The organism is Serratia sp. CoH_134_PS_4, assembly GCF_058190535.1.
The window spans coordinates 196,804-221,402 of the sequence record NZ_JBXWKI010000002.1; the positions used below are offsets into that span (position 1 = coordinate 196,804).

Sequence of the window (24,599 nt, forward strand, 5' to 3'; positions counted from 1 at the left end):
TCCCTGGGTCTGGTACCACCGCAGTCATGATGGGCGCGCTGACGCTGTACAACATCACGCCAGGCCCGGCGATGTTCACTGAACAGCCCGATATAGTCTGGGGGTTGATTGCCGCACTGCTGATTGCCAACGTGATCTTGCTGATCATGAACCTGCCGTTGGTGGGCCTGTTTACCCGTATGTTGACCATACCACTGTGGTTCCTGGTACCGGCGATTGCCGCCGTATCCGCGGTAGGGGTGTACGCCGTACACAGCACAACCTTTGACCTGCTGTTGATGATCGGACTTGGGGTGTTTGGTTACATTTTGAGGAAAATGCATTTCCCGATGTCACCGCTCATTTTGGGTTTCGTATTGGGAGAGATGTTAGAACAAAACCTGCGCCGGGCGCTGTCGATCAGCAACGGAGAGTTTGGCATCTTGTGGAGCAGCAGCATCGCGCAAACGCTGCTGGTATTGGCGGTGTCTGTATTGGTGCTGCCGCCATTGCTGCGTAAATTGCGCAAACGCCGCGTGTCGGCGGAAGCGGCTAACGCCGACTAAGTCGTCAGGGGGGCGGGTAATAACCCTAAGACCGATCGTTTAAGCGTGCTTGAACGATCCGATCAGCGAGAGACAAATCCGGCGTCAGCCCCCTGACGCCGGATTTTTTTGTTTGAACACGGTATGGATTTCATTGTTGATGCTTTTTTCCCTACCTTGTCCCCGCATTGCCACCCAAACACAGCCTAAAACTTGGCAATGCACGGGATAGCGGGCGTCCCTCATCCAGATATCATCTTATCTGCTCTGCCCCCGGAAAAACGCAAGAAACCAATCGATCGATATAACCGATTCATAAAACAAATTTGATAGAATCTGACTATTGATTGAATTTTATCGATCGGTATAAGTGATTTGCCACACGACAAAAATTAGTCAATATATAAATTGCAGCGTTCATTATAATAAAATTATTAAATCGGCCAATCTAATGATTACCATTTATAAATCAGGATTATAAATGACACGCCTCACCGCTGCACGAAACCGCTTCATACATCGAATATCATTTTCATCTTAAACACAAACGGATCTGCATGAAAAACTTCACAATGGAATGGGAATTAATATGAAACCAGGGATTGCAATGTATAAAAATTTCATTTTTTTTATTGTTTTTTCATTCTCTCAGCAAGCTGTCGCTGGCGCATATATGCTTCCTGTCTCTTTTGTTAACTGGACGGTGGTTCAATCTTTGGTTGCATGGGATGAGAGTACATCCGATCTCAACCCTTGCTATCGATGGGCCTCTTGTTTTATTGGTCCGGATGTAAAATACAGTACCCGATATCCGGGGCTATATGGTTCCTGTATAGAGTCTAACAACTGTCTCCGAATTGAAAATTACAGAACGGCAAAAGAAGTAGAGATCGCGTGGAAAGCTTCCTTTGGCATTCCCTGGACCTCAAGGCCTTATAAAGTAAATGGCAGTGATGCCAGCTGCGTTGGGCTTTTTTATACACGGACACCCTCAATATCCGGAGGTGCACTTTTATGGCCCAATTCTGTTTGCGGTAAATTACCCCCACCAAACCAATCTTGTAATGTGAATATCCCAACGGTGATAGATTTTGGTACGCTTACGCAAGATGAAATTTACGGGGCGGAAAGAAACATTCAGGGAACAGTTGAGTGCTCCCTAACAGGAACTGTAAAAATATATTCACAGTCGACATTAGGCGAAGATAGAATTTATTTAAATGGCAACAAGAATTTTTATTCTACGCTATTTTTGGATGGGAAGTCCGCATGGACGGGTGTTGATTACTATTTAATGGGTAAAACACCCAAAAATATAAGCCTGAAAGCAAAAATGACAGCCAATGAAATCATCAGTCCCGGACCTTTCTCGGGGAATGCTATTATTTACATTGCCTTCCTCTAGGTGTCTGCTGCATAACCCCGGTAGTCAACCTATATTGACCACCACATTACACTGTTTAGCCTTACTCTGAATCAAGCCGGGTTGCGGTATATTCACAAACGCCGCCTGGCGTTTGAAACAACCAAGGCTGAGTGAGTCAACAGGGCAGGATAACGCCCCTGCCCTGTTCATTTAACGCTTAATTTCGCTTATCGCTCGCTCCAGGCCCGCAATATCATTGCCCGCCAGCAAGGGCTGCACACAGGCAAAATCCTCGGCTGACAAATCATAAATGCGCAAAGCCAGTAACCGAGCAATGATCTGCGGGGTAAATCGCAGCTTTATCGGTCGCGCCGGATTACCGCCCACAATGGTGTAAGGCTCAACGTCCGACGTCACAATACTGCCTGCGGCAACTATCGCCCCTTCACCAATGGTCACTCCCGGCATCAGCATCGCCCGCATCCCTATCCAGCAGCCATCCCCCAAACGGGTATCGCCTTTCGGTTTATAGGCAGCCTGGATGCTTTCCATCATCGGGTACAGGCAAAACCAATCGATGCGGTGGGTATGGTTCCCCCCCATCAGGATAACGGTTTCTGCGGCAATACAGACATAATCGCCAATCAGCAATTGGTCTATCGCCCCTAGCGGGGGCCACTGTTGACTCACCGCATCCCCGTGTAAATAGCGCACCACGGAGCGTTCAAAGCCGTCATCCAGGTAGTCGCTGTAATAGCTGTGGGTTCCCTTGACGATAATGTTGGGATTGGTCACCGTTTGGTGCAGTAACTCTGTTTTTGACCAGTGTTTTTCAGTCATGGCGCTTTCTCTGTAATCTGTTACAAGAGCCACAGCCTAGTGTCTGTGGCAGTGTTTTCGGTCACAAAACACTGCCTGATTAAGCGATTAACGCCCGTTTTAATCTTGGGTTGTTCGTCATTGATGCCTCCAAACTTCGCCCCAAGGGTAACAAATCACGCCTCCGCCGTCTTGCTCTTCAGCATCAATACTCCGCCCATCACCAGCGCGCTGCCCAGCAACTGCAACTGATTCATGTTTTCCCCCAGCAGGAAATAGGCGATCACCGCCGTGAATACCAACTCCAGCGACAAAATCAGATTAGCCACCGCCAATGGCAAGGTTTTCAAGCTGATGTTGTACAAACCGAATCCCAACAGCGTCGGGCCTGCCGCCAAAGTCAGCAGCAACAGCCAACCACGCCACTCGATGCCCTCAACGCCATGGGACAAGAACCACAACGAGCCGGTCATGCCATGGAATGCCGCCAACGGATATAACGTCAGCGCAGCATTGAACAACCACTGATAGATCGCCGAGAAACCGAACACATACAAAATGGTATTCCACACCGGGTAATGGCGCTCTGTCGCCACCCGCCCCCCCAACGTGTAAAGGGTATAACCAATGCCTGACAACATACCCACCAGCAATCCCAATACATTGAAATGGCTGTTGCCCATGCTGTCGCCGTTACTGACCAAGAAGCAGCCCCCCAGGCTGACCACAATCACCACCAATTGACGCAGGCTCAGGCGCTCGCTGTACATCATCCAACCCAGGAACACGGTAAAACCGACCGAACAATAGGTCAGAATGGTTGCCACCGACGCACCGTTAAGCGCCACCGACAATGTCCACAAACTGTTGAACACCGCCAGTAACAGGCCATAACAAGCATAAAATGGCACCTGTGAACGCTGTAAGCGCGCCCACTCAGGCTTGAATAACAACAGAATCGGCAATAACACCAACGCAACCAGCGCCGCTCGCCAAAACGCCAGCACAAAGGTCGGCAGGTGATAATACTCCGTAAGTACACGAATAATGATGGCGGTAAAAGCCAGTAGCATGGCGCTGATAATCGCGATCGCATATCCCTGACTGCTGCCCTGTAAAAAACGCGCGCCCGGTAAAACCGGCCTGGCTGAAATACCTGATGGTAATGACATGACACCCTCAAAAAACTGCGGTAATACACCTGGGCAGAGATTCTAACGCCACACAACTTTGCCGCCAGAGCCACTTTGCCCTGATGTTATGCAGGCCACTTTTATCCGCTTGAAGGCCAGTCGCTATGGGGTATAGTAAAAATCCGCACCGTTAACCGAGCCAATTGCGCATGCATATTCCGTTAGACCGTCAGCAGGATGTTCCGCTGTATTTGCAAATTGAAGAGGCGCTGCGGCGGGCAATCCTAAGCGGTGTTTTTGTCGATGGCGATAAACTCCCCTCCACCCGTACGCTTGCCGGCGAATTGGCTGTCAGCCGGCTGACGGTAGAGAATGCCTATGCCGAACTGGCCGCCAAAGGTTTTCTGCATCAACGGCGCGGCAGCGGTGCCTATGTATTACACCCGCTGCAACACCCCGCTCAGCCGCGCCCAAAGCCCGATGTGCTGTTCCCGGCAGAACGTTTCACCACCCTGACCTCGCGGCTGGATGGCTACCCCGATACGCCTTTGCCGGACAATGTCATCAACTTTGCGGCCGGTGTTGGCAGCCCAAAAGTGTTTCCTCAGGAAGAATTCCGCAAGATATTGCTGTCGGTGCTCAACCGCCATGCAGAGGACGCTTTCAGCTATGGCGAGTACTGCGGGTATTACCCTCTGCGCGATACATTGGGGCGCATTCTCACCGCCCAGGGCATTCCTACTCATGCGGAACAGTTGTTGATCACCAACGGCTCGCAGCACGCCATCAGCCTGATTGTACAAAGCCTGCTGGAGCCGGGTGATACGGTGATCGTCGAACAACCCACTTACGCCGAAATTCTGGGGTTACTGCGCCTGCATCGCATTAATATCATTACCCTCCCCAGCGATCGTCACGGTATGCGGGTTGAACAACTGCCCGCCCTGCTGGAAAAGCACCGCCCAAAGTTGATTTACACCATTCCCAACTTCCAAAACCCCACCGGCCGTTGTCTGAGTGAAGCCCGCCGTCGGCAATTGCTGGCGCTGGCCCAACAGGCTGGCGTGATGATACTGGAAGACGATTTTGTCGGTGATCTGCGCTACAACGGCAAACAGCTGCCCTCGCTTCGGGCCTTGGCACAGCCAGGCACGGTGATTTATGTCAGTACTTTTTCCAAAATGCTGCTGCCCAGCATGCGCATCGGCTATCTGGTGGCAGACAGCGAACACTACCAACGGATCGCCCGACTAAAGCACGTTGACAGTTTCACCAGCTCGAACCTGATCCAGCGAGCGCTGGACGCATTCGTTACCATTGGGCGCTACGACAAGCAGCTGCGACGCGCCGGACGCATCTACCGGCAGCACCGCGACACCATGGTGGCAGCCTTGCAGCAACACCTGCCGCATGGCTGTCAGTTTGAAACGCCGGAAGGCGGGCTGTTCATCTGGTTGACGCTACCTACCCGCGTCAGTACCGAAGCACTGATGCCGGTAGCCTGGAAAGAAGGAGTGACCTTTGCGCGAGGAGAATGCTTTTATGCCGAGGAGCAACGTGGCGCCCATGGCATGCGATTAAATTTCGCGGCCAATACGCCGCCGCTGATTGAAGAAGGAATCGCCCGACTATGCCGGGCGATTCGTCAGGTGATGACGTCAGAACACGCCGCTCCCCCCTAAATCATGGGCGTTATATCACATAGGCCGGGTTACACCCCGGCCCACCACAACCGCAGTTTCATCCCCCAATAGCTGGTCCAGCCGGTGGTGCTCTGTACCACCTTGCCTTTGGAAATCACCACCAGCGTGGGTGTGACGCCGATTTGCCACTGCGCAGACAACTGCCCCTGCGGATCGTTAACCACAGGTAACGTCACGCGTTTGCCCGCCATCCACTGCGCCACCTGACGATCGTCGCCGGAGCGCAGTGCCACGGTAAGCACGTTGCTCCCTTCGTCAGCCAGTTTGGCAACATACGGCGTGGTGAAACGGCATACGCCACACCAGCTGGCCCAGAAATAGACCAGCAGTGGCTTATCCTGGCTGAGCTGAGCCAGTGACACCTGCTGGCCACTTAGCGTCGTCAACATGTGCGAATCAAACGCTGCCGGTGCCTGCGGGGCGCGTAACCAGTCCATGCCAAACGCCACCACCAGCAGGATCAACAGCAAGACCAGCAGTTCGCGCGCCCAGCGCCGCAGCCTAGCCATTTTTCACTTTCGCCAATTGCTGTTTCACCAACGTCTCCAGGTCTTCATAAGAGACCGCACCCGGCAGCATCTGATCGCCGATCAGCGTCGCTGGCGTTCCTTGCACACCCAGTTTCTCTGCCAACGCCATATTTGTGCGCAGGGTGGTCATGCTCAGTTCACTCGGCGAGACCGCTTTTACGCCGGTTTTCTGCTGTGCAGCGGCAATGCTGGCATTGTCGTGGAAGCCTTTTTTAGCCATCAGACGTTGGTGCAACGCCCAGAATTGGTCCGGATGCTGTTGCCAGGTCGTCAATGCCACACGCGCCGAACTGACCGAGCTTTCCCCCTTAAAAGGCAGCAATTTCACTACCAGCGCCACATCTGGATATTGTTTGACGATCTTCTCCAGCATCGGATCAAAACGCTTGCAGTACGGGCAATTGTAATCGGTAAAGGTCACCATGGTCAGTTTGGCGTTGGCGGCCCCTAAGCGTGGGCTGGCAGGATCGTCGTACAGCACGTTGGCATTTTGTTTGATCGCTTGGCTAATTTGTTGTCCCGCCGTCTGTTGCTGCCAGGCGTCCACCGCCTGTGCCAGAATATCCGGATTAGACACCAAGGTTTCACGGATCAGCTCTTTAATGCGCGCCTCTTGTTCAGACCTAAATGGCGCAGCGGCCCAAACAGGGGTAACAATCAGCATCAGTAAAATCATTAATTTTTTCATTGTACGTTTCCTTTGGCGGCGGACAGGGTTTGTAATACGGCATCGCGGGTCAACAGCGGGGATAACACCACGCCATCTGGGCTGCCGGGGCCATAAATCTGGTTAAAAGGCACGGCAACGCTGCCGCGCTGTTGCAGGAAGGCGCTAATCTCGGCCGATGGACGGCTCCAATCGCCACGCAGAGCAACAACGTCATCGGCGCTCAGTGCCTTTTGCACATCGTCACGCAGCAGGACGTTGAATTTATTGGCTTTACAGGTTACGCACCAGTCGGCGGTCACATCGACAAACACCCGTTTATTTTGGGCCAATGCCTGGGTGATTGCCTGCTCGCTCAACGGTTGCCAAACCACGTTGTCGTGCAGCGGCTGACGCCACAGCCCGGCAGTGAGAGAACCGGCCAACAACACGACACCGACCAACACCAGCGTGCCAGCCGCCAACTTAGCAGCCAGACGCACGCCATGTTGCCAGCCAACGGCCAACAACAACGCCAGCAGTGCGACACCGCCCACCACCAACGTTGGCACCATGCCAATATGGTTGACCATCAGGCTCAGCAACCACAGTGAAGAGGCAAGCATCAACAGCCCCATCACCAACCGCAGGCTGTTCATCCAACGGCCCGGCCTTGGCAAGCGCAGCGCCAGTACCGGCCAGGCGGCAATGAGTAGCCATGGCAGGCTCATGCCGATACCCAGTGCGACAAACATCCCCCACAACACCGGCAAGGGTGCTGCCAGAGCAAAGGCCACTGCGGTCCCCAGGAAAGGTGCAGAACACGGCGTTGCCAGCAAGGTAGCAAAAGCGCCCTGCCAGAAATGCCCACCCAAGCCACGGCCGTTGTGGGTTGCCAGTTTGGTATTTAATGAAGAGGAAAGTTGCAGATGGAACAGGCCAAACAGGTTAGCGCTGAACAGCAGCGTAACCAGCACCATAAAACCAATGAACCACGGATTTTGGAACTGGATACCCCAACCCAGCGCCTGATTGCTCAACCGCAGCAGCGTCATTAGCAACGCTAACGCCATGAACGAGGCCACAATACCCAGGGTCGACGCGAGGAACTGTAACCGGATGCTCTGACGGTCGCGATGCTCTACCTGAAGAATTGAACCGAGTTTAATCCCCAGAACCGGCAGGACGCAGGGCATCAGATTGAGAATCAACCCACCCGCAAGCGCCATCAGCACCGCTTGCCACAGCGAGAAGCTCGCCGCAGCCGGCAAGGCCAGCGGCCCGCCAATCGGCAACGTCACCTGCTGCGCCAACCCGTTATCGCTGATCACCAACGTCAAGGTTTTACCGCGCAAATCCGGTGCGCTGTCCCCCCAACCATCGCTGACCGGCACCCGCGCTAACATGTGCGTACCCTCGCGACTCACCTTTGGCTTACCGAGATCAGCATCTTCCAGCGTATCGAAGAACAGTTCAGGCTGCTGCCAACCGGCGCCACGCTCAGCGCTGATGTGCAGTTCGCCACGCTGGTAGCCGGCTTTAATACTGTCCACCAACCCATCGGCAATCGGCACCTGCCCCATCGCCTGGGCAAAATCATGGGTAAATTGCGCGTCAGAGGCGGTACCAAGATCCAGGCTGAATGGATAGTCGGTCAGGATACAGACGTTGCTGCACGTTGACAGCGTCAGGGTCCCTGCCAACTTGCGCGGTGCTGCCCCCTTCATCACCATAGGCAGTTCAACCCGATCGTGATAACCCTGGGTAGAAATACCGGCAACATCAAAGCGCTGCGGCGTCGGCCAAAACCAGGTGGCGGGTGGCGGATTGCCCTGCCAGGTTATGGCCGGTGCTATACCGCCCTCACCGGGCGAACGCCAATAGGTTTTCCAACCTTTTTGCAGCTCTATTGCCAGCAGTAATCGGGTTTCCCCATTTTGCGAGGTATCGGCACGCAGTCGCACCTTCGCGTGATCATTCGTCGGACTTTGCAGCCAGCCGCTATCCGCCGCCTGCAAAGCAGGCAGCCATAGCATTAACAGGCAGGCTAACGCCGACCTGATGATATTCAACATGTTCTTTCTCCATAAAATAAATCAATCACCAACGGGAAGGGGCGATTAACTCATTCACGGAAGACACATAATCGGAGGTGCACCCTAAGGGTGGTGGGGGAAATCACTCTGGGAGGCGGAATACGCAGGCGCGCAGCCACGGTAGGTGCCAGCAGCACCAATAACAACCCCAGACCGAACAGCAGCGTTTCAAACATCACCGGCGGTGAGGCCAATAAGGATTTAGCACTCAGTTCGCAAGGGGTCGGTTGGGTTTCAGCAGCGTCATCAGCAGAAGAGGCTACCGCGCTAGCGACAGGCAGGCCAAGCGCTTGTTGCAATGCATGCAGGCTCGCCATGCGCTGAGTCATACAGACCAGCACCACCAGGCAAGCCAAGCATAAAAACCATTTTGCAATCCGCTGCTGTTTAACCATGCCGTCCTCAATTCCAAGTCTGCGCTTATCTTAGCGGCGCAGGCGCGTTTAGCAATGTTTTGCCTGTAAAGAAATGTCTGTCGACGGTATTGATGATGGCCGTTTACAGGTATCATAAGCGCAAACCTGTGCTTTTCGCCGGGTACGACGATTATTTTCTCCCCAAAGTAAGGGGTGTTACGGCCAGGCGGCAAGCACATGGGCTCGATGAACGCACGACAGTACGGGATTCGGGTGAAGTTGCGCAGCCAACACAGCGGTAACGCCAAGTAAGCTGGGGATACACAGCGAAGGACAGGTGATATGCAACCTTTGAGTGGACCGGGTACCCCGATCGCCAGCGATCGCCCCCCAAGCCCGGATAAAACCACAACCACTGACGGCAGCCCGCTCTCCCCGGCACAACGCACGACGCTGGAGAAGCTGGTCGTCAAGATCATGGCACTCAGCCCAGCCAAGTCCGCCGAGATCTGGGTTACGTTGCGCCATGATCTGCAGACAGACAACAACAGTGAACTGCTGGCTCGCCATTTTCAGCCGGCCGAACAACTGTTGCAGAATCGCTTGGCTCAGGCACAACAGAGCCACGCCAGCCGACAATTGTTGCAACAACTCACCGAACTGTTACCGCAGGGCAATAATCGCCTGGCCGTCAGCGATTTTATTCGCCAGCAGTTTGGGCACACGGTATTGAGCCAGTTGAGCCACCCACAGTTGCAACAGGTCCTCAACCTGTTGCAAACCGGTAGCCTGACCATTCCTCACCCGCAGCAGACGACGACCAGCGATCGTCCCCTGCTGCCTGCCGAACACCAGAGCTTGCAACAGCAGGTGACCAAGCTCAGCGCCGCGACCGGCGAATCACCGGCTAAAATCTGGCAAACCCTGTTCGATCTGGCTGGGGTAAAAACCAATGATCCTCTTCCGGCTCGTCACTTCCAGCTGCTGAACCAGTTTTTGCAGGTAAAGGTGGCATTGAGTCCACAGACAGCACCAACGCTAAACAACTTGCTGGCCGTACTCAAACAACCGGCAGATCCGCAGGAGCAGCAGCAGCTCAATGACTACTGCCAATCGCGTTTTCACTGCAACGCAACGGCGCCGCTAACCCATCCGCAGATGAGCGATGTGATCAACCAACTGTTTGCTCGTCGTCTGGAAAAAGCGGGCCCTACTCAGCCGATAACCGGCAGCGCTGCCGAACCACAGCCATTGCTCAATCCACTGATTGCCGTACTGCCCCAACCGCTGCAAAAAGCGCTGAGCAAACCCGCTGCGGTATTCATTCTTTTCATTCTGGTGCTGGCCTTGGTATTTGCGCTGGTGTTTTAACCTATCAGCCGCAGCCGCAGTCTTCTCCAATCGTCTTTCCCAGCAGCGAACCCGGCTGCTCACCGGTGGCCAATGGATGGCCATCGCGTTTCCAGAAGTCCAGTCCGCCAATCAGCTCCTTCACCTGGAACCCCTGCTGCGCCAACTTGTACGCCCCCTTGGTTGAACCGTTACAGCCAATGCCGTCGCAGTAGGTCACATAAACTTTACCGCGATCCAGATGCGCCGTGCCCGCTTCGTCCATAAGCCGGTGTGGCAAGCTGATCGCGCCGGGAATATGCCCGGCGGCATACAAAGCCTCTGCGCGGGTATCGATCACTACGATTTCACTGATGCCATTACGCAGATCTTCCGCCACGTCCCATGCGTCCGCGTAATAACTCAGTTTCGCCGCCAGATAATCGAGACTCTGCGCCGCTGTTCCCGGTGGGAATGCCAAAACCAATGAAGATACCGCCATGGAATTCACCTCTGTTGATAAAGACTGATGACAATATTGCCTGATTTTGGTCTTATGATTGATACCCATTTTTGTACGTTGATAAGTCCCATTATGGCAAATGCGCTGCTCACCCTTTTTTACCTGCCAGAACACACAAGCGGTACCTTACGTGAGCGCGTGTGCAGCACATTACGCCGGGCGATTCATAACGGGGCGTTAATCCGTGGTCAACGTTTACCCTCATCCCGAATACTGGCCAAAGATTTGGGCGTATCACGCGTGACAACGGAGGCAGCCTATAGCCAGCTCGAGGCCGAAGGCTATCTGCAACGCCGAGTGGGCCAAGGGACCTTCGTCGCAATATGCATTGTTAAATCGCCGCCCGTCGCCAAAGTGATCGGTGAACCGCATTTGTCACTCCGCGGCAGGCAGATCGTACAAACCGGGGGTTGCCGCGATCCCGAGCACCCCTTGCCCTTTGCCGCCGGTTCGCCGGACCTGCGCGTCTTCCCATTAAAACTGTGGAAGCACCTCACTGCCCAGCAGTTACGCTTACGTGGCGAAACCCTGCTGCGCTATGGTGATCCGCAGGGTTACCGCCCCCTACGCGAGGCCATTGCCGGCTATGTCAGCCAAACTCGCGGCGTCAATTGTGACGCGCAGCAGGTCCTGGTACTGACCAGCTCTCAACAGGCTCTGCAGTTGATTGCTACTTTGCTGTTGGATAATGGCGACAAGGTCTGGATGGAAGAACCCGGTTATCGCGGCGCCCGAAATGCCTTTACCAGTGCAGGCGGCGAATTGGTACCGGTCAGTGTTGATGAAGCCGGTATGCGGGCAGATGACAAGCTCCCTGCCCCCCGGCTAATTTACCTGACGCCTTCGCACCAATACCCTACGGGGGTGGCACTGAGTCTGGCACGGCGGCTCGAATTGCTGGCTTTGGCGCAACGGCATCGGGCGTGGATTGTTGAAGATGATTACGACAGCGAGTTTCACTATGACGGCCAGCCTATGCCGGCGATGCAAAGCCTGGATCGGCACGGCAACGTGCTTTATCTGGGGACGTTTTCCAAGGCGCTATTTCCCTCGTTGCGGCTGGCATATTTAGTGGTCCCGCCTGCCTTGGTCGAATCCTTTACCACCGCACGCACAGTCTATGACGGTCACAGCGCCCAACTGATGCAGGCAGTCACCGCCGAATTTATCCTGCAGGGGCATTTTGCCGCGCATATCCGCTATATGCGCCAGCTGTATTCTAGCCGACGTGACCAGTTGCTGGCGCAAGTGCAGGAAAAGCTAGGGCATTACGCTACCCCGCAACCGGCCGCTGGGGGATTGCAGCTCAGCGTTTGGCTACCTCCGGGCCAAGAAAGCGCCCTCACTCAGCAAGCACAGCGTTTAGGTGTGATAACACCCGGACTGGCGGCGCTGTATCAAACAGCAAACCTGCGGCGCGACGGTTGGCTATTGGGCTTTTCTGCCCTGACACCGGGTGAGATCCGTGCCGCCGTCGAACGGCTGGCACGGATTACTGCTCGCTAAATTTGCAACATCGCTTTCGGTGACATTACTGCTCGGTCAGCCGCAGTTCTGCCACTATCGGCAGATGATCGCTAACCGCCGGCCAGTGGATGCCATTCCAGTCACCGCTGGCGTTTGGCACCGTCAGGCTGTCCAGATGCCAGCGCTGCGCATTGCCGCTAAAGATATAATCGACTTTAATTTCGGCATTTTCCGCCGGCCAACTGCGACCATCTTGTGCGGCAGGCATAATGTCGTTCCAGTAACGGCTGAGTTCAGTCCAGGTAACGCTGCCCGGGACATCGTTCAGGTCGCCGAACAACAGCTTGATGCCGCGCATTTCAATGGTACGGTCGTTTAACTCACGCACCTGATCCAAACGCATGGCCGGATCTTCTTTGGTATCCAGATGAGTATTGATCAGGGTGATGGGGGCCGGGAACTCGGGCACGTCGGTCTGGGCGCTGAAAGCAATGCGCTGTTCACGCTGCCCGGACGGCAGTGGGTAAATCTTGCTGTCATGCAGCGGATATTTTGACAGAAACGCCAGGCCATATTCGCCGCCGTCAAAGTCAATCGCGCGACCAAAGACCACGTGCATGCCTGTCAGCTTGGCCAGCTCCGCAGCCTGATCCAATTTACCGCTGCGGCCCGTCAGTTTGTCCACTTCCTGTAATGCCACCACGTCAACGTTCATCGCCTTGATGGCCTTGGCGATGGCGGTCATATCGCTGACCTTGCCGGCAGCAATATTAAAGCTGGCTACGCGGATCTTCGGGGCCTGTTCCAGGTTATAGGTTTTGTTCTTCAAGCCACCCAGTGCGCTGGCCACTTCGCGGCTATTGGCATTGCTGTTGGCATGGCCGCCGTCGGTAGAGGACCAGGCCGTATGAGATATTCCCAGGGATAACAGAGTAATAAGCAAAGCATGACGTGAGCGCATGAATTCTCCTTTAGCGTTCAGATTTTTGTTGGGGCACCCGCCCCCCACAGCTAACAATGATTTTGCCGCAGTTACCCGCGACTATTTCCTAGTTATCTCGCTATTTTTTTATTCTGCGCCGCATCTCGCATTCCGACAGTGAAAGTATTGCACCATTGGACAACCGGCTGAATTAGATTTAAAACCGATAGACCGCTTATCGAGAGGAACCCAAATGACCCGCGCCTTAGCCGAACAGCTCACCGAACGTTTCTTCCGCTATCTGGCGGTAACCAGCCAGAGCGATGCCGCTGCCACGGCCCTGCCCAGCACGCCGGGGCAGCATGACATGGCCAAGCTGCTGGCGGCCGAACTGCGCCAGTTGGGGATGCAAGACGTACAGATCGATGATCATGCGACCGTCACCGCACGCAAACCCGGTAACCAACCAGGCGCACCGCGCATCGGTTTTATCACCCATATCGATACCGTTGACGTCGGCCTGTCAGCGCATATCCACCCACAGTGCCTGCACTTTAGCGGTCAAGATCTCTGCCTTAACGCGGAACATGACATCTGGCTGCGTACCGCTGAGCACCCGGAAATTCTCGCCTATCCAAATGAAGATATTATTTTCAGCGACGGCACCAGCGTGCTCGGCGCGGACAACAAGGCGGCAGTGACGGTCGTGATGACCTTGCTGGCTAACCTGAGCGCTACAGATCGCCACGGTGATATTCTGGTGGCCTTTGTACCAGACGAAGAGATTGGCCTGCGCGGTGCCAAGGCGCTGGATTTGGCGCGCTTTGACGTGGATTTCGCTTATACCATTGACTGTTGCGAGCTGGGTGAAGTGGTCTATGAAAACTTCAACGCCGCAGCGGCGGAGATCCATATTGAGGGCGTTACTGCGCACCCCATGTCGGCGAAGAATATCCTGATCAACCCGATTCGCATCGCCAATGACATCATTAACCAATTCGACAGTCGGGATACGCCAGAACATACCGAAGGGCGCGAGGGCTATTTCTGGTTCAACGATATGGTGGCCAACGCCAACCTCGCCACCTTAAAAGTGTCGATCCGTGATTTTGATCTGGCGGCGTTCAATGCGCGTAAAGCACGGATACAAGAAGTGGTACAGCAGGTGGCAGCAAACTACCCGCGCGCCAAAGTGAGCTGTACTGTTACCGATATCTACAGCAACATCAGCAACTCTATCGGTGATGATAAACGCGCCATTGAGCTGATATTCGGCGCCCTCGCCGCCCATGGCATTCCACCAAAGGTTATCCCCATGCGAGGGGGCACTGACGGCGCAGCGCTCTCCAGCCGCGGGCTGCTAACCCCCAATTACTTCACCGGTGCACACAATTTCCATTCACGCTTTGAGTTCCTGCCGGTCAGTGCGTTTGTGAAGTCATATCAGGTGACTCGCAGCATTTGTTTACTGGCTGCCCGCGGGTAGCAGCCACACTCCTCCAAGCGCGATATTTCATGCAAAGATATCGCGCTTAGGCCAGCAACCAGCCCACTACCCCACCCCACGCCAACAATGGCAATGAGTAGTAATGGAATTTCAGCCAGATTTTACGCTCGCCCGCCATACGCAAAGCAATCAGGTTCGCCAACGAGCCGATCGCCAGCCCAAAGCCACCGGCATTCACCGCATAAGCCAGCAGTTGGCTTGAAGGCACATAATTGAGCAATAGAATGGTGGCAGGCACATTGCTGATTATCTGTGACAGGCCAATTCCCAGCGCATAAATTCCGCCGTTGCTCAACGAAGAGAGGCCAGCGAACCAGGATTGGATCGCCTCAAGTCGGGTGAACAACCCCACGTCGATAAACATGGCGATAAAAACAAAAATCAGGCTCCAGTCAATCTGCAGCAACACCCGGCGAGCCAGCAGTAAAAAGCCGGCGAAAACAGCCAACAGACCGTACAGCGGCAATCCCATATCCAGAGACAGCAGAAAAATCACATACAGCACCACGCAGCTCAACAACAAATGCCGTTGATACGGGTAGCCTTCGGTGTGCGGAACCTTAACGATCTCCCGTGGCGGGAAGCTGAACCAGGTCAACAACAACAGGCTAGCCAGCATTACCGCGCCAAAAGGCAACATTTGGGCTATAAAACCCAAGAAAGACAGCGAGGATTTGCTCCAAAGCAAAATGTTCTGCGGGTTGCCGATTGGCGTCAACAACGAGCCGGCATTAACCGCCAGCGCCTGGAAGATAATCAACCGGCTAATCGGCAACGAAGACAGTTTTTTTAGCGTGATGGTCAGTGGAATGACAATAAACAGCGCCACGTCGTTGGTCAGGAACGACGACAGCAGCGCGGCAGAAAACACTAAAAACAGCGCCAGCCGTCGTTCACTGTGCAGCCTGTTGACGATCTGACGACCGATAAAATCAAAATAGCCACTGACCTCAACCCCTTTGGTCAATAACATCAACCCCAGCAGCGTGATGATGGTACGCCAGTCAATAAAACGGTTAAGCTCTGGCAGCTGTTGTGGATTGAAGGCGGCCATCAGCACACCGGCCAGCAACAGGATATGTAAGAAACGATCTTTCAGGAATGGCTGAATCAGCCGAACAGCGGCGTTTGAACTCATGTTGAGCGCTTCAAAAAACAATCAAGGATCGGGAAGCAGACGTTAGCCCAAGCACACAAGTAACGCCAGAAAAATGCTTTGTTACCTTTTACCCGCCATTCTTGAAACCGCCTCTTTGTGGGCTGCCGGCACGCCCCAGGTCACATCCTGTCTGCATACTACCGGGGTGCGTTCAGTGGCCACCTCGATGCACCGCCCGTTATTTTGGCTATCTCTGCTTTTCATTTGTCGCACTTTGCTTTATTTGTAGCGCCCTCCTCTGTTTCAAAGGATTTTTTATGGCTAACGTTTTTGCCAAAGGGCTTTTGCTGAGTGTGACGCTCAGCCTGTTGACCGCCTGTAATGACCAGGACTCCCGCCCGCAGATTGATCTCGAGGGCAAAACCATGGGGACCTTCTACAGCGTCAAAGTCAGCGGGGATATCGCCGTCGATAAGCAGCAGTTACAGCAGCAGGTCGATGCCGTGTTGGAACGGGCTAATGACGATATTTCTACTTACCGTACTGATTCGGTACTGTCGCGTTTTAATCAAACGCAGAGCGCTGATCCACAGCCCATCCCACGCGGCATGGCAGACATCATCCTGATGGCTCAACGTATTGGCCGCGATACTCAGGGCGCTATGAATATTACCGTTGGCCCCCTGGTGAATCTGTGGGGCTTTGGGCCGGATAAGCGCGCGGTAAAAGTACCGAGCCAACAACAAATAGAGGCGGCGCAAAAAAATGTTGGCCTGCAACACCTCAAACTGATCAGCGACAATCGCGGCGAATGGCTACAGAAAGACCTGCCAGAAATGTATGTCGATCTCTCGACAATGGGCGAGGGCTATGGCGTCGACCAACTGGTACAACTGATGGCGCGCAATGGCATCACCAACTATTTGGTGTCCGTCGGTGGTGCAGTCTCCTCGCGCGGTGTTAACGGCAAGGGTAACGCCTGGCGAGTGGCGATCCAAAAACCGACCGACCGTGAAAATGCCGTGCAGGCGCTGGTTGATCTGCAAGGCTACGGCATCAGTACGTCCGGCAGTTACCGCAACTACTTCGAACAAGATGGGCAACGCTATTCGCACGTGATCGATCCCACGACGGGCCGGCCGATCACCCATCGCCTGGTATCCGCCACCGTGATCGCCCCCACCGCATTGGAAGCCGACGGTTGGGACACTGGGCTGATGGTTCTGGGCACAGAAAAAGCGCTCAAACTGGCGGAAGATAAAGGGCTGGCGGTGTATTTGATCAGCAAAACCGATGACGGTTTCAGCGCGGTGATGACACCGCAGTTTAAAGCGTTCCTGGTGAAATAATTTCTGGGATAGTGATAACGAGGGTGCAGTAGGTAAAACTGCACCCTCATGGTGTCATCCTTTGCGGTGCAGTAACAAATAGGCCACCGGTATCACCAACATCGACAACAGGGGCGCACTAAGCATCCCGCCAATCATCGGTGCGGCAATACGTCGCATCACTTCAGAGCCGGCGCCGTTGCCCCACATGATCGGCAATAATCCCGCCATAATGGTGGCAACCGTCATCACTTTTGGCCGAACCCGCAACACGGCACCCTCGCTAATTGCATCCATCAGCTGTTGTTGCGTTAACGGCTGCCCTGGCTGACGGTGTTTCTCCAACGCATGGTTTAAATACAGCACCATGATGACGCCAAATTCCGCCGCCACCCCGGCCAACGCGATAAAGCCCACCGCCCCCGCCACCGACAGGTTGTAGTTGAGCAAATACAACAACCACACGCCGCCGATCAGTGCAAATGGTAACGTCGCCATGATCAGTAATGCATCCCGCACGCTGCTGAAGGTGACGAACAGCAGCACGAAAATGATCGCCAACGTGACCGGTAGCACGACCTTCAACTGGGCGCTGGCGCGCTCCAGATATTCAAACTGCCCTGACCAGCTCAAGGATACTCCCGCAGGCAACTTAACCTGCTGGGACACCGCTTGCTGCATCTCTTCCACCGCCGATTTAAGATCGCGTCCACGCAGGTCAACATAAATCCAATTGGAGAGTCGGGCGTTTTCACTTTTCAGCATCGGCGGTCCTTCAGTAACCCGAATGTCAGCCAGCATAGACAGCGGCACCTGCCCTCCGCTGGCTGTCAGCACCGGTAACGCCTGCAGTTGCTGCACCGAGTCGCGAACCTCACGCGGGTAACGCACATTGATGGGATAACGCGCTCGGCCCTCAATGGTTTCACCGATGTTTTCGCCCCCCACCAGCGTTGCCACCATAGATTGCAGCTCTTTTACCGAGACGCCATAACGTGCCGCCCGCTGGCGATCAATATCAATATCCACGTAGCGCCCGCCGGTAATACGTTCCGCCAGCGCGGAGGTGACGCCCGGCACAGGCTTCACCACCTGCTCAATTTGCCCGGAAATCCGTTCAATATCGGCCATGTTATTGCCGTTCACCTTGATACCGACCGGGCTTTTTATCCCGGTGGCAAGCATATCCAGACGGTTGCGGATAGGTGGAACCCAAACGTTGGCAATGCCAGGCACCTTGACCACAGCGTCCAGTTCAGCCACCAGCTTGTCCATGGTCATGCCAGACCGCCACTGATCGCGCGGCTTGAAACGAATGGTGGTTTCCAGCATGGTCAGAGGGGCAGGATCGGTGGCGCTCTCCGCCCGTCCTGCTTTACCAAATACCGTCGCGACCTCGGGCACGGTTTTAATCAACCGGTCGGTGAGTTGCAGCAACCGGCTCGCCTCGCGCGCCGACATCCCCGGCAATGACGATGGCATATACAGCAGATCACCTTCGTCGAGCTGGGGCATAAATTCGCTGCCCAAACGACTGAGCGGATACAGCGTTAACAGCAGCAGTAATAGTGAAACCCCGAGCGTGGTTTTGGGCCTCGCCAGCACCGCAGCCAACACCGGTTGGTACAGGCGGATCAACCAACGGTTGATCGGATTGGCATGCTCGTCGGGAATGCGACCACGAATAAAATACCCCATCAGCACCGGCACCAGCGTAATCCCTAACCCGGCGGCCACCGCCATGGCATAGGTTTTGGTGTAGGCCAGCGGTGAAAACATCCGCCCTTCCTGTGCCTGTAATGTGAAGACAGGGATAAAGGACAGGGTAATAATCAGCAAACTGCAAAAGAGTGCGGGCCCGACCTCTACCGCCGCCTGCTCTGAAATACGCCAATAATCCGCCGATGTCGGCTGCTGCCCCGGATGGCGCTGTCGCCACTGCTCCAGCACCTTATGCATATTCTCGATCATGACGATCGCGGCATCCACCATGGCACCGATCGCGATGGCTATCCCACCCAGTGACATGATATTGGCGTTCACCCCTTGGTAATGCATCACCACAAAGGCCCCGAGGATGCCGAGCGGCAGCGTAATCATCGCCACCAGCGCCGAACGGAAATGGAACAGGAACAAGGTGCACACCAGCGCCACCACGATAAACTCTTCCAGCAGCTTATGGGACAAGGTTTCAATGGCATGCTCAATCAACTGAGAACGGTCATAAACCGTCACAATCTCCACGCCAGGCGGCAAGCTCTGCTGGATCGCCTGCAACTTCACCTTCAACGCATTAATGGTTTCCAGCGCATTTTTGCCGTAGCGCATCACGACAATGCCGCCTGCAACTTCCCCCTCGCCGTTAAGCTCCGCGACACCACGGCGAATTTCCGGCCCCTCACGCAAGGTCGCCACCTGTGAAAGCAGGATGGGTACCCCATCACGAACGGTGATTACCACGTTGGAGAAATCACTCAGTTTTTTCAGGTAACCCGAGGTGCGCACCATATATTCCGCCTCGCCCATCTCCAGCAGCGCGCCGCCACCCTCTTGATTGGCGTCCTGAAGGGCACTCACGACCTGCTGATGGGTGATATTCAACGCACGCAGGCTTTGCGGATCCAACACCACTTGATACTGGCGCACCATACCGCCTACGCTGGCGACTTCCGCCACGTTGGGGACAGTTTTAAGCTCAAATTTTAGCGTCCAATCTTGCAGGGCCCGTAGATCAGCCAGGCTGTGTTTCCCGCTTTTATCGACCAACGCATATTCATAAACCCAGCCAACCCCGGTGGCATCCGGCCCCAGCGCCACCTTGACCTGCGCCGGTAATGAAGACTGCACCTGACTGAGCGATTCCAATACCCGAGAACGTGCCCAGTACAGATCGGTACCGTCTTCAAACAGCACGTAAACATAGGCGTCGCCAAACATGGAAAAACCACGCACCGTCTTGGCACCCGGCACCGTTAATAAAGTGGTGGTCAACGGATAGGTAACCTGATCTTCAATCACCTGCGGTGCCTTGCCTGGGTAGGTGGCACGGACGATGACTTGCACATCGGACAGGTCAGGCAACGCATCGAGTGGCGCTTTCTGCAAGGCCCATATCCCCCAGCCAGCCAGCAGCGCCGAGGCCAACAGCACTAACAGTCGATTACGCAACGACCAACGGATCACGAAAGCAATCATAAGTGCCCCCCGTGCTCAGCGTGAATCGGTACTATCTGACTGATATGCGAACCCCTATCATCCACAGTAAAGCGGATCTGCACTTTGTCGCCCGAGGTGATGCCGGTCGGCAATCCTCCTGGAGGCAGGGCAAAGTCCATGGTCATTGCCGGCCACTGCAATTCCGGTACAGGGCCATGGGACAGCGTAATCGTGTCGCCATTCAGCGCCTCAATCACGCCTTCGGCCTGGTACTGTTTAACCTCTGACTTTGCCGCCATCTGCGGCAAGGCACTGCGCATACTGGCCTCGGAGTCGATCAGGAATTGGCCAGAAGTCACGACCTGTTGCCCTACACTCAGGCCGCGTTTGATCTCCACCCAGCCATCCTGTGTACGCCCGGCGACCACCTCAACCGGCGTGAAATGCCCACTCCCTTCAGCAACCAATACCCGATTACGATCGCCGCTGCCGATCAGCGCCTCTTGCGGTATCGCCAGCACCGGTTTACCCACCGTGCTCTGCGACAGCGTCAATTGCAGGTACATGCCTGGCCGCAATTTTTGCTGCGGATTCTTCAATAAAATACGTGCCTTGAAAGTACGGGTCAGCGGATCGACATTGGCCAGCAGTTCGCTTACTTCTCCCTCAAAACGCTCCCCCGGCCAACTGGCGGAGGCGGCCTGTACCTTATCACCCACCTTCAGCAAGCCGGCCTGCGCCTGCGGATAATCAGCCAGGATCCACACTGGGTCGAGGCGGGCTATCTCAAACAGGCCCTGCGCCGCGGTCACCTGCGCACCTTCAAGGACGGTTAGCTTGTTAACGAAACCGTTTTCCGGGGCCACTATCTTAACGCGTGGCTCGGATTTGCCCGTGCGCTCCACTTGCCGAATTACCGCCTCGGGCATAAACAGCAGCTGTAACCGCTGGCGTGCTGACGCGGTCAATTCGGTATCACCCAGTTTGCGTATCGCCAGATACTCCTGCTGCGCCGCACTCCAGTCCGGTATCCACAACTGCGCCAGCGCTTCCCCCTTCTTCACCTGTTGCTCGCTGGCACGAACATAGAGCTTCTCCACCAGTCCATTGGCACGAGCAGCGATAATTTGAATGCCGCGCTCATCCGTCGCTACGCTGCCAAAGGCGCTAAATTGCGGTTCCAATGGGCGTAACTGCGCAGCCTCGATACGCACCCCCAGGTTCTGTTGCTGGCGCGTGCTGATGGTCACGCCGCCCTCCGATTCAGCTTCATCGGCATAGCGTGGCACCAGTTGCATATCCATAAAGGGAGATTTACCCGGTTTATCAAAGCGCTGAGCTGGCATCATCGGATCATACCAATACAATACCTGTCGTTCGCTCTTGCTCGCTTGCGGTGCCGTTTCACCCTGCGAGCCAAACCAATATCCGGCCAATCCACTGCCGATCAACGCGGCTAATAACGCCAGTTTGAATTGTATTTTCATTGCATCGATTCCTGTGGGGTGAGATAGCGGATAGCGGCCCAGATTTGTGCAAGCCCACGAGCGGCTTTGCCGGCGTTGAGGTGGCTGTCGAGCAGCGCACGCCGCGCTTCCAGCACCGCGGACAGGTCGCTTTTACCCGTGCGATATTGCGCCAACACCAATGTCAGCCGCTGTTGCTGCAAGGGGATGGCCTGCTGCTGCTGACGTTGCCACTGCAACTGCGCCGCATGGTACTGCGCCAACAGCGTATCGAGTTGCGCCTGATGATCGCGAATCAGCAGCGTCAGTCGATCGTTGGCCTCCATGTTGCGAGACACATCGGCGGCATAGTCCTTATCCTGGCGTTGCGAGCGGAAAAGCGGCAGATCCACGGTAAACATCACCCCGGCCAGATCCTCGTAATCATCAGCACGCTTGCCGTAATACACCTCGACGCCGACATCCGGTATTGCCGCCACTTCTGACTGTGCAGAACGCGCCTTGGCAACATCTGCCTCACGGCTGGCTTGCAGTACTTCGGGGTGCTGCCTGATCCCCTGTCGCAATACGTCACTGTCAGCCGGCAAACGTTCAAAGCGCGGCAAGGTTCCTGACGTATCCGTCGCCGCCACGCCGGTCAGTTGCGTCAAACGCGCCTGTGCCACCCTAACGTCCCGCTGTGCTTCACTGATGCGATCTTGCATGGCCAGCAACGTCAGTCGGGCGTCCAACACCGCACTGGCCGGCGTGCCACCACCGGCTACGCCCGCGCGCTGAATGGTGATTTGACGTTCGCTCTCCGTGACCAAGGCTGTCGCATCACGCAGGCTTTGCCGGCTCAATGCCAACTCAAGCCACGCTTGGGCGGTTTGCTGCTGCAAACGGGCACGGATGGTGGCGCTGCCTGCATCTGTTTTGCTGGCTTCGGCGCGCAAGGTATCAGCCTTGCGCTGGCGTTTGGTGCTGCTGACATAGTCCTGCATGATGCCAACCCGCCCCATCGTCATACCTTCGCGAGTGAAACGCCGGGCATTTCCCCCCTGCACCGGCACGTTCTCAATACCGAACTTCAGCTTGGGATCGGGCAATTGCATTGCCGAATCTGCCATGCTCGCCAGGGCATTGACCTGATGTCGATTGGCCGAGAGTTCGGCGGAATAACGTTCCGCTGCCGTCAGTGACTGTTGTAGCGTGAGCTCCGTCGCTTGGGTGGCTGATACCCAACAAACGAGCAGCAGCCAGCCCACCCGCAAGGGGTGAGAAATAATCCTGGTCATGACGCCTCCGTTATTGCCGCGTGGCGGCGATAGCAATCAACTGATAACCGCCGTCAATCGGCAGGAAGCTGAAGTCAACCGCAGTTCCCACCGGCAATACGGCGAGGGAAGGCGATGAAGGGAGCAGGAAACTCATGGTCATTGGAGGCCAATTAAGGGCTGGAATGGCTTGATGCCTGATAGACACCTTCCGTTCATCCCAAGCCTTTATCACGCCCTGGCTGTGGATTTCGACGGTAGGTTTGACAGCGGAATGTTGCATCGCCCTATCAGCGGCGCTGGCGATAGAGGAGAAAAATAAGGTGATTAATACAGCGGCAAATAAATTACGCATAACGGGTACTCCATGAAATAGTTAACGAACACGAATGACCGTCGGAGACGGTAAAGCGGTTGTCAGGGCTATTCACGGAAACGACAGAATACGATCTCTGCCGGCGGGCCTGTTATCGGGGGCGTTTGCCAGGTGTTAAACGGGATAGAAAGTGACAGAGCGGGCGCGATCACCGCCAGTTCGCTGCTGACTGGCAAAGCGGCTAATGCCAGATTAGCGTGATCCTGTTGGGCTGATTCCGGCACGCAGTGTTTCTCACACAGCGGCTCTTGTGTCTGCATCTGCTCTGATGACGGCTGGCTATTTTGCATGTGCATCATATGCTGAGCCATCGGCGCTTCACCACTGAACTGCAGGTTGCAATTATGGCTGGCCAGCGCCATCTGGGTATTTAGCAGTAACCAACTGACGACCAATAGCCCTGCACAGGCTCGCTTTTTAGCGAAACGCAATCGGTGCATGAATAAGGAGATGGACGCCAACGCCGACATCAGGTGATTCCAGAAGATGAGATAGCGGAAGTATATCGACCAAGTGCTTGTGCAGGAATGGAATTTACACCCGCTGACAAAGTGGTGCGCGCCCACGTAAGGGAAACCAAAATGCATTGATGCTAATCAACAGGTATCGCATCAGCTCAAAAAAAAGCCCAGGGTCACTGGGCTTTATGCGGATAAATTCACCGATGGGAAGGTTATTTGGTTAACGCGATAATACCCAGCGTCAAACCCGCAACCGCTGCTGCACCACCGGCGATTGCGCCTGCGGTTTCCCAGTTATCTTGTGTCGTGCCTTTCATACAGGTGTTGGTGTGCACCAAACGCCCCTGATCATCATAGACAGGTACGCAAGGTGAATCAGTCGCGCACCCAGCCAAAATGACCGACAGTAACCCAACTGCAATTAACTTTTTCATACTATTGCCTCAATGTTCGATCACTCTGAAAACTACGCCGAGTGACAATCGCGCTATTGAGCCATTGTATGCCCAAAAGACTGAACAAAGCGTTAATGATCC

The 24,599-nt window shown here is 55.0% G+C and carries 22 protein-coding genes; 7 read left to right on the plus strand and 15 right to left on the minus strand.

Going from position 1 to position 24,599, the window contains the following annotated elements; all coding sequences use genetic code 11:
• Together AC2FCQ_RS06200 and AC2FCQ_RS06205 are read left to right on the plus strand one after the other, a co-directional pair.
• Nucleotides 1–545, plus strand: a 545-nt coding sequence (locus AC2FCQ_RS06200; protein WP_490658447.1) for a tripartite tricarboxylate transporter permease, incomplete at its 5' end; no start/stop codon positions are given.
• 568 nt (nucleotides 546–1,113) lie between these two features.
• Nucleotides 1,114–1,929: an MrpH family fimbial adhesin gene (locus AC2FCQ_RS06205; RefSeq protein ID WP_209638855.1), complete on the plus strand. Its 816-nt coding sequence runs from the start codon at nucleotides 1,114–1,116 to the stop codon at nucleotides 1,927–1,929.
• A gap of 171 nt (nucleotides 1,930–2,100) precedes the next feature.
• Here AC2FCQ_RS06205 and AC2FCQ_RS06210 read toward each other — a convergent pair whose 3' ends face one another.
• Both AC2FCQ_RS06210 and AC2FCQ_RS06215 read right to left on the minus strand, forming a co-directional pair.
• Entirely contained in the window at nucleotides 2,101–2,730 is a 630-nt protein-coding gene (locus tag AC2FCQ_RS06210) for a CatB-related O-acetyltransferase (protein ID WP_209638853.1), read from the minus strand.
• Nucleotides 2,731–2,885: 155 nt separating this feature from the next.
• Nucleotides 2,886–3,881 carry a DMT family transporter gene (locus AC2FCQ_RS06215; protein WP_209638851.1) on the minus strand — a complete coding sequence of 332 codons (996 nt, stop codon included), beginning with the start codon at nucleotides 3,879–3,881 and terminating at the stop codon, nucleotides 2,886–2,888.
• Nucleotides 3,882–4,051: 170 nt separating this feature from the next.
• On the opposite strand from AC2FCQ_RS06215, the gene pdxR (AC2FCQ_RS06220) reads away from it, so the two are divergent.
• Nucleotides 4,052–5,524, plus strand: coding sequence for a MocR-like pyridoxine biosynthesis transcription factor PdxR (pdxR, locus tag AC2FCQ_RS06220; protein ID WP_490308483.1), 1,473 nt, complete (start codon nucleotides 4,052–4,054; stop codon nucleotides 5,522–5,524).
• A gap of 29 nt (nucleotides 5,525–5,553) precedes the next feature.
• Here pdxR (AC2FCQ_RS06220) and AC2FCQ_RS06225 read toward each other — a convergent pair whose 3' ends face one another.
• From AC2FCQ_RS06225 to AC2FCQ_RS06240, 4 genes are read right to left on the minus strand one after another with little or no spacing between them, the layout of a single operon-like run.
• Complete coding sequence (locus AC2FCQ_RS06225; RefSeq protein ID WP_209638847.1) at nucleotides 5,554–6,054, minus strand: protein disulfide oxidoreductase; 501 nt, start codon at nucleotides 6,052–6,054, stop codon at nucleotides 5,554–5,556.
• Nucleotides 6,047–6,763: a DsbA family protein gene (locus AC2FCQ_RS06230; RefSeq protein WP_490308484.1), complete on the minus strand. Its 717-nt coding sequence runs from the start codon at nucleotides 6,761–6,763 to the stop codon at nucleotides 6,047–6,049. Before AC2FCQ_RS06230 ends, AC2FCQ_RS06225 begins: the two co-directional genes overlap by 8 nt.
• Complete coding sequence (locus tag AC2FCQ_RS06235; protein WP_490308486.1) at nucleotides 6,760–8,796, minus strand: protein-disulfide reductase DsbD family protein; 2,037 nt, start codon at nucleotides 8,794–8,796, stop codon at nucleotides 6,760–6,762. The genes AC2FCQ_RS06230 and AC2FCQ_RS06235 overlap by 4 nt, the downstream gene beginning before the upstream one ends.
• A 50-nt stretch (nucleotides 8,797–8,846) precedes the next feature.
• Nucleotides 8,847–9,212 (minus strand): copper resistance protein, encoded by a 366-nt coding sequence (locus AC2FCQ_RS06240; protein ID WP_209638842.1) that lies wholly within the window; start codon nucleotides 9,210–9,212, stop codon nucleotides 8,847–8,849.
• Nucleotides 9,213–9,515: 303 nt separating this feature from the next.
• On the opposite strand from AC2FCQ_RS06240, the gene flk reads away from it, so the two are divergent.
• On the plus strand, nucleotides 9,516–10,544 hold the full coding sequence (gene flk, locus AC2FCQ_RS06245; protein ID WP_209638840.1) for a flagella biosynthesis regulator Flk: 1,029 nt from the start codon (nucleotides 9,516–9,518) through the stop codon (nucleotides 10,542–10,544).
• 4 nt (nucleotides 10,545–10,548) lie between these two features.
• Here flk and AC2FCQ_RS06250 read toward each other — a convergent pair whose 3' ends face one another.
• A complete protein-coding gene (locus tag AC2FCQ_RS06250; RefSeq protein WP_209638838.1) occupies nucleotides 10,549–11,004 on the minus strand; it encodes a rhodanese-like domain-containing protein in 456 nt (151 codons plus the stop codon).
• Nucleotides 11,005–11,097: 93 nt separating this feature from the next.
• Between AC2FCQ_RS06250 and pdxR (AC2FCQ_RS06255) the strand changes: the two genes are divergently transcribed.
• On the plus strand, nucleotides 11,098–12,531 hold the full coding sequence (pdxR, locus tag AC2FCQ_RS06255; protein WP_490308487.1) for a MocR-like pyridoxine biosynthesis transcription factor PdxR: 1,434 nt from the start codon (nucleotides 11,098–11,100) through the stop codon (nucleotides 12,529–12,531).
• 25 nt (nucleotides 12,532–12,556) lie between these two features.
• Here the strand turns inward: pdxR (AC2FCQ_RS06255) and AC2FCQ_RS06260 are convergent, their stop codons facing one another.
• Nucleotides 12,557–13,453: an endonuclease/exonuclease/phosphatase family protein gene (locus tag AC2FCQ_RS06260; protein WP_490308489.1), complete on the minus strand. Its 897-nt coding sequence runs from the start codon at nucleotides 13,451–13,453 to the stop codon at nucleotides 12,557–12,559.
• A gap of 214 nt (nucleotides 13,454–13,667) precedes the next feature.
• Between AC2FCQ_RS06260 and pepT the strand changes: the two genes are divergently transcribed.
• On the plus strand, nucleotides 13,668–14,900 hold the full coding sequence (gene pepT / locus AC2FCQ_RS06265; RefSeq protein WP_490308490.1) for a peptidase T: 1,233 nt from the start codon (nucleotides 13,668–13,670) through the stop codon (nucleotides 14,898–14,900).
• 46 nt (nucleotides 14,901–14,946) lie between these two features.
• Here pepT and AC2FCQ_RS06270 read toward each other — a convergent pair whose 3' ends face one another.
• Nucleotides 14,947–16,059 carry an SLC13 family permease gene (locus AC2FCQ_RS06270; protein WP_209638830.1) on the minus strand — a complete coding sequence of 371 codons (1,113 nt, stop codon included), beginning with the start codon at nucleotides 16,057–16,059 and terminating at the stop codon, nucleotides 14,947–14,949.
• Between the two features lie 278 nt (nucleotides 16,060–16,337).
• Between AC2FCQ_RS06270 and apbE the strand changes: the two genes are divergently transcribed.
• Nucleotides 16,338–17,369, plus strand: a complete 1,032-nt coding sequence (apbE, locus tag AC2FCQ_RS06275) for an FAD:protein FMN transferase ApbE (RefSeq protein ID WP_490308491.1) — start codon at nucleotides 16,338–16,340, stop codon at nucleotides 17,367–17,369.
• Between the two features lie 54 nt (nucleotides 17,370–17,423).
• Here apbE and AC2FCQ_RS06280 read toward each other — a convergent pair whose 3' ends face one another.
• The 6 genes from AC2FCQ_RS06280 to AC2FCQ_RS06305 all read right to left on the minus strand — a co-directional run bounded on the left by AC2FCQ_RS06280 (nucleotide 17,424) and on the right by AC2FCQ_RS06305 (nucleotide 24,497).
• Entirely contained in the window at nucleotides 17,424–20,543 is a 3,120-nt protein-coding gene (locus AC2FCQ_RS06280) for an efflux RND transporter permease subunit (protein WP_490308492.1), read from the minus strand.
• The gene (locus AC2FCQ_RS06285) at nucleotides 20,540–21,991 is read right to left on the minus strand and encodes an efflux RND transporter periplasmic adaptor subunit (protein ID WP_490308493.1); all 1,452 of its coding nucleotides are present in this window, start codon (nucleotides 21,989–21,991) and stop codon (nucleotides 20,540–20,542) included. Before AC2FCQ_RS06285 ends, AC2FCQ_RS06280 begins: the two co-directional genes overlap by 4 nt.
• The gene (locus tag AC2FCQ_RS06290; RefSeq protein ID WP_490308494.1) at nucleotides 21,988–23,247 is read right to left on the minus strand and encodes a TolC family protein; all 1,260 of its coding nucleotides are present in this window, start codon (nucleotides 23,245–23,247) and stop codon (nucleotides 21,988–21,990) included. The genes AC2FCQ_RS06285 and AC2FCQ_RS06290 overlap by 4 nt, the downstream gene beginning before the upstream one ends.
• 10 nt (nucleotides 23,248–23,257) lie before the next feature.
• Nucleotides 23,258–23,581 (minus strand): copper-binding protein, encoded by a 324-nt coding sequence (locus AC2FCQ_RS06295; RefSeq protein WP_490308496.1) that lies wholly within the window; start codon nucleotides 23,579–23,581, stop codon nucleotides 23,258–23,260.
• 68 nt (nucleotides 23,582–23,649) lie between these two features.
• Nucleotides 23,650–24,072 (minus strand): hypothetical protein, encoded by a 423-nt coding sequence (locus AC2FCQ_RS06300; RefSeq protein ID WP_404759201.1) that lies wholly within the window; start codon nucleotides 24,070–24,072, stop codon nucleotides 23,650–23,652.
• A gap of 203 nt (nucleotides 24,073–24,275) precedes the next feature.
• Nucleotides 24,276–24,497 (minus strand): putative periplasmic lipoprotein, encoded by a 222-nt coding sequence (locus AC2FCQ_RS06305; protein WP_020827903.1) that lies wholly within the window; start codon nucleotides 24,495–24,497, stop codon nucleotides 24,276–24,278.
• Between the last annotated feature and the right edge of the window lie 102 nt (nucleotides 24,498–24,599).

What these genes read in the sequence shown, in the direction of transcription:
- AC2FCQ_RS06205 (WP_209638855.1), top strand. Translation starts at nt 1,114, where the DNA reads ATGAAACCAGGGATTGCAATGTATAAAAATTTCATTTTTTTTATTGTT.
- pdxR (WP_490308487.1), top strand. Translation starts at nt 11,098, where the DNA reads ATGGCAAATGCGCTGCTCACCCTTTTTTACCTGCCAGAACACACAAGC.
- AC2FCQ_RS06280 (WP_490308492.1), bottom strand. Translation starts at nt 20,543, where the DNA reads ATGATTGCTTTCGTGATCCGTTGGTCGTTGCGTAATCGACTGTTAGTG.
- AC2FCQ_RS06225 (WP_209638847.1), bottom strand. Translation starts at nt 6,054, where the DNA reads ATGGCTAGGCTGCGGCGCTGGGCGCGCGAACTGCTGGTCTTGCTGTTG.
- AC2FCQ_RS06230 (WP_490308484.1), bottom strand. Translation starts at nt 6,763, where the DNA reads ATGAAAAAATTAATGATTTTACTGATGCTGATTGTTACCCCTGTTTGG.
- AC2FCQ_RS06250 (WP_209638838.1), bottom strand. Translation starts at nt 11,004, where the DNA reads ATGGCGGTATCTTCATTGGTTTTGGCATTCCCACCGGGAACAGCGGCG.
- AC2FCQ_RS06305 (WP_020827903.1), bottom strand. Translation starts at nt 24,497, where the DNA reads ATGAAAAAGTTAATTGCAGTTGGGTTACTGTCGGTCATTTTGGCTGGG.
- AC2FCQ_RS06260 (WP_490308489.1), bottom strand. Translation starts at nt 13,453, where the DNA reads ATGCGCTCACGTCATGCTTTGCTTATTACTCTGTTATCCCTGGGAATA.
- AC2FCQ_RS06240 (WP_209638842.1), bottom strand. Translation starts at nt 9,212, where the DNA reads ATGGTTAAACAGCAGCGGATTGCAAAATGGTTTTTATGCTTGGCTTGC.
- apbE (WP_490308491.1), top strand. Translation starts at nt 16,338, where the DNA reads ATGGCTAACGTTTTTGCCAAAGGGCTTTTGCTGAGTGTGACGCTCAGC.
- AC2FCQ_RS06235 (WP_490308486.1), bottom strand. Translation starts at nt 8,796, where the DNA reads ATGTTGAATATCATCAGGTCGGCGTTAGCCTGCCTGTTAATGCTATGG.
- AC2FCQ_RS06270 (WP_209638830.1), bottom strand. Translation starts at nt 16,059, where the DNA reads ATGAGTTCAAACGCCGCTGTTCGGCTGATTCAGCCATTCCTGAAAGAT.
- AC2FCQ_RS06285 (WP_490308493.1), bottom strand. Translation starts at nt 21,991, where the DNA reads ATGAAAATACAATTCAAACTGGCGTTATTAGCCGCGTTGATCGGCAGT.
- pepT (WP_490308490.1), top strand. Translation starts at nt 13,668, where the DNA reads ATGACCCGCGCCTTAGCCGAACAGCTCACCGAACGTTTCTTCCGCTAT.
- AC2FCQ_RS06295 (WP_490308496.1), bottom strand. Translation starts at nt 23,581, where the DNA reads ATGCGTAATTTATTTGCCGCTGTATTAATCACCTTATTTTTCTCCTCT.
- AC2FCQ_RS06215 (WP_209638851.1), bottom strand. Translation starts at nt 3,881, where the DNA reads ATGTCATTACCATCAGGTATTTCAGCCAGGCCGGTTTTACCGGGCGCG.
- pdxR (WP_490308483.1), top strand. Translation starts at nt 4,052, where the DNA reads ATGCATATTCCGTTAGACCGTCAGCAGGATGTTCCGCTGTATTTGCAA.
- AC2FCQ_RS06210 (WP_209638853.1), bottom strand. Translation starts at nt 2,730, where the DNA reads ATGACTGAAAAACACTGGTCAAAAACAGAGTTACTGCACCAAACGGTG.
- AC2FCQ_RS06300 (WP_404759201.1), bottom strand. Translation starts at nt 24,072, where the DNA reads ATGTCGGCGTTGGCGTCCATCTCCTTATTCATGCACCGATTGCGTTTC.
- AC2FCQ_RS06290 (WP_490308494.1), bottom strand. Translation starts at nt 23,247, where the DNA reads ATGACCAGGATTATTTCTCACCCCTTGCGGGTGGGCTGGCTGCTGCTC.
- flk (WP_209638840.1), top strand. Translation starts at nt 9,516, where the DNA reads ATGCAACCTTTGAGTGGACCGGGTACCCCGATCGCCAGCGATCGCCCC.